The 3782-nt window shown below is 59.9% G+C and carries 1 protein-coding gene and 1 pseudogene; both read right to left on the bottom strand.

The window, feature by feature from the left end; all coding sequences use genetic code 11:
- Positions 1-270: 270 nt before the first annotated feature.
- Complete coding sequence (locus NMG80_RS01035) at positions 271-897, bottom strand: response regulator transcription factor (RefSeq protein ID WP_254016406.1); 627 nt, start codon at positions 895-897, stop codon at positions 271-273.
- Between the two features lie 54 nt (positions 898-951).
- A pseudogene (locus NMG80_RS37660) lies at positions 952-3782 on the bottom strand (PAS domain S-box protein); the annotation flags it as partial.

Genomic DNA, 3782 nt, shown 5'->3' with positions numbered 1-3782 from the left:
GCAGGGACGGCTCCGAACTCGCGGTTGACGTATGATTGATGCGTGCAGTGCTTGACGCGTTGGGGGACCACACAGGGTATCCGCGAAGATTGCAGATACTGCCTTTTGATCATGTAACCAGCTCCGTCCTTTGGTTGGACAGTAGAGGCGGCTGGCGGTTCAACGCCATTGCCAAGTTAATCAACTTCCTTAAGGGAAATCGAAAGAGCGCATCCGGCGCATATTCATGCGTACCAGGGCAATTATACGTTGGTATACTTTATAGGACCGCTATTTCATGCGAGTCGGCGTTGTCGTCACACCCAGGCTGTCTGCCATTCGGACCAGATCGACGAGAGATTTCGCCCGCATCTTCTGCATGACGTGCCCGCGATGGACCTTCACGGTCACCTCGCTGAGACCCGCTTGAGCAGCGATTTGCTTGTTGACCCTGCCGGTGACCACCAGGTTCATGATCTCTCGCTCGCGCGGCGTCAAGGAATCGTAGCGCGTCCGAAAATCGGCAATGAGCTCGGCCTTATGCCGCCGAGTGCGGTCCTGCTCGATCCCGGCGTGAACCGCGTCTAGCAACTCCTGTTCACGCAGCGGCTTCGTCAGGAACTCGATAGCACCCGATTTCATCGCGCGCACCGAGATTGGAATGTCGCTATGGGCACTGATGAAAATGACGGGAAGTTGAATGCCCAAATTCTGCAGCATACTCTGAAATTCGAGCCCGCTCCGCCCCGGCAGCCTCACGTCGAGGATGATGCAGCCTGGAGCATCAGAGCGCTTGCTGTCCAGAAACTCCTGGCTGGACTCGAATGTCTGCACGCCAAGTCCGACCGAGCGCAAGAGTTCGCCAAGGCCCCTCCGAACCGACGCGTCATCATCAATGATGTAGACGAACTCCTCCATCCATGCGCCCTAAGGTTGAGCCGCAGGTTATGGCGGCAGGCCGGACGCTAATTATTATTCCGGTTTCTCCTCAACTGGCAATGTAAACTGGAAAATTGCGCCGCGAGGCTGGTTGGGGACGGCCCAGAGTCGGCCGTTGTGAGACTCGATAATCGAACGACTGATCGTGAGCCCCAGGCCCATGCCCTTGGGTTTGGTGCTGTAAAGGCCTCGAACATTTCGTCGACCTTCGCGGAGTCGATTGGCGGGCCACTGTCACGGACCGCTACCAAAGCCGTATGTGGTGCCACTCGTTCGGTGCTTATGACGAGTTCGCGTGATCCTTTTGGAACCGCTGTCATTGCATCCTTGGCGTTCATTATGAGGTTGAGAACGACCTGCTGTATTTGGACCTGATCGCCCACGATTGGAGGCAGGTTGTCCGACAGCTTGGTGTTCAGCGAGATGGCGCCTCGTTGCAGGTCCGTGGACACCAACGCAATCGTCTCCGAAACAATCTCATTGATGCTCAGCCGATCCCGCCGCTCGGGGGATTTCTTCGCCATCGCCCTGATCCGGTCGATGACCTCGGACGCGCGAAAGGCATCACTGATCATGTGCTCGACGGCCCGACGGGCGGAGACGATGTCGCGCGGATCCGCATCAAGATAGCGAAGACACGCATTGCCGTTGCCGACGAGCCCGGTGAGAGGCTGTCTGACCTCGTGGGCGATCGAAGCCGCAAGCTCTCCCATTGTGGTCATCCTGCTCATATGGGCAAGCTCGGCTTGCGCGAGTTGGAGGGCATTCTCCGCCTGCTTGCGGCTGGTGACGTCGCGCACAAGTGAAAGACGGAACCATTGCTCTCCCTGCTGGAATCGACCGGCGCGAATTTCGACGGGAAATACGCTGCCGTCCTTGCGACAGTGCAGCGTCTCGAACGTCACTGTCTGTCCGGTCTCAACTCGAGCTACCAAGTTGGCGAGCACCTCCTGGTTCAGATCCCCGTCGAACTCGCGCGGGTGCATCCCAATCAGTTCCTCGCGGCTGTAGCCGAGGCTTTCGCAGGCCTGACGGTTAACATCTATGACGGTCAGGTCGTCGGCGTGCAGGAAGAACGCGTCGGTCGCGTGGTCGACGAACGTTCGGAAGCGTGACTCGCTCGCTCGTAATTTTTCCTCCGCCCGCTTGCGCTCGGAAAGATCCAGTACGAAGGCGACAGTCTGGTTTCCGGTTCCTTCGAAGCTCGCCTCGCCAATCAGCACGGATACGCGGCCACCATCCTTTCGCTGGTACTCCTTTTCGAACGGCTGGACGCTGCCGTTCATCTTCAGCTCGGCCCCAGCCTCGGCGTCACGATCGCGCCACTCCGGCGGCGTCAGATCTGCGTCGAGCAGGCGACCCGAGGAGAGTTCGTCGCGGCTATAGCCCACCATCCTGACAAACGCCTCGTTGGCCTCGACAATTCGGCCATCTATATCGCGGATGAAAATCCCGATGATGTTGGCCTCGACCAGACGGCCAATCCGGCCTTCGCGTTCTGCGAGGTCGCGGTAAAGACCGGTAATCTCGAGCGCGCTGGCGGCCTGCGAAGCGAGGAGCTTCAGCACCGCACTGCGGGCCGGCGCGAAGACACGACCGGCCAGATTGTTCTCCAGATAGAGCACGCCGATCAGCTTCGCGTGGTTGATCAGCGGCAAGCAGAGAATGGATCTGGCCGTGTGGTCACGGATGTAGGGATCGGCCGCAAAGGAGTTTTCGGCAGACGCATCGTCGAGGCTTACAGCTTCCCCCGTACGCAGGACGTAGTTGAGAACTGACTCCGGCATCGTTCCCACAGCGGCCGCATCGCGCAGCTCTATGAGCACGGCGTCGCCGCGGGTCGTGGCCTCCGCGGCAATTCGCGGCTCACCACCACGCGACAGGATAAGAAGCCCGCGCTCGGCTCCCGCCTGTTCGATGGCCATTCGCAGCACTGTGTCAATCAGCTTCTCGATGTCGATTTCGCCGGAGACCGCTTGCGACACCTTGATGACGGTAGCGAGGTCGAGACGTTCGACTGGCGCTTCGATTGTGCTCGTCGCAACCGGTGCTGGTTCGTCGTCCCGCAGGCGTGGAGAGAGTTCATCGAGTTGCCGCACCTTGCCCGCAGCTCCCCAACGCAGATAACAGCGACGGGCGTTTTGCAGGTAGAGCTGAGCAATCTGATCGAACCCGCGCCTGCGGTAGAAGGCGGAAGCGCGCTCATACGCGATCGCCTCGTCGTGAGGAAGCGCGTTCGCGTTGGCCAATTGGATGGCCTGTTCATACAAATGCTCGGCATCCAGCGCGTGGTTGCCCAAGCGCGCAGTCTCCGCGTTGATCAACATTGCGCGGCTCGCAAAATTCTCTGGACTGTGCTCGGCCCACTCCTCGATTTGGCGGCGGTGAGCGGCCAAGGCCCTCCGATGTTGGGAACTCTCGGTGGCCGATACTTCGTCGCAGAGTGCGGCCAGCGAGAGGCCTGCATAAAAATGGTATTCCGCCCGCTCGAAAATGGCAGGGGTCATCCACAGGAGGCCTTGTACTTTCGCCGCCGCTGCAAGCGCTGCGACGTGGTCGCCGGCGAGAGCGCGTGCCTGCAGCTTGCGGATCCAGTACAAGCAACTACCCGGCTTGCCGTCGGTCTGACGCTCGAATTGCTGCTCGTCGAATCCTGTGTCGTTGAAGCAGCCGAACACCGGCGTCAGGCCGCGAAGCGTTCGAATGAGCTGAAGTTGCCCGGCAATGAAGCCGACGACGACACCGAACCCGGCCTGGCGGGCGAAAACCAGACCGGCTTCCGCATCGCGTTGAACCTCAGAGAGGGGCTCGCCACTGGCGAGGAGGTAGGTCAGGAGGTTATTGCGGCTCAAGACAGCATAGGT

This window comes from Mesorhizobium escarrei, from assembly GCF_935825525.1.
In the GTDB taxonomy this organism is placed as follows: Bacteria; Pseudomonadota; Alphaproteobacteria; order Rhizobiales; family Rhizobiaceae; genus Mesorhizobium; species Mesorhizobium escarrei.
This window is presented reverse-complemented; position numbering and strand designations above follow the sequence as displayed.

Coding starts and splice junctions, on each gene's coding strand:
- NMG80_RS01035 (WP_254016406.1), bottom strand. CDS start 897: ATGGAGGAGTTCGTCTACATCATTGATGATGACGCGTCGGTTCGGAGG.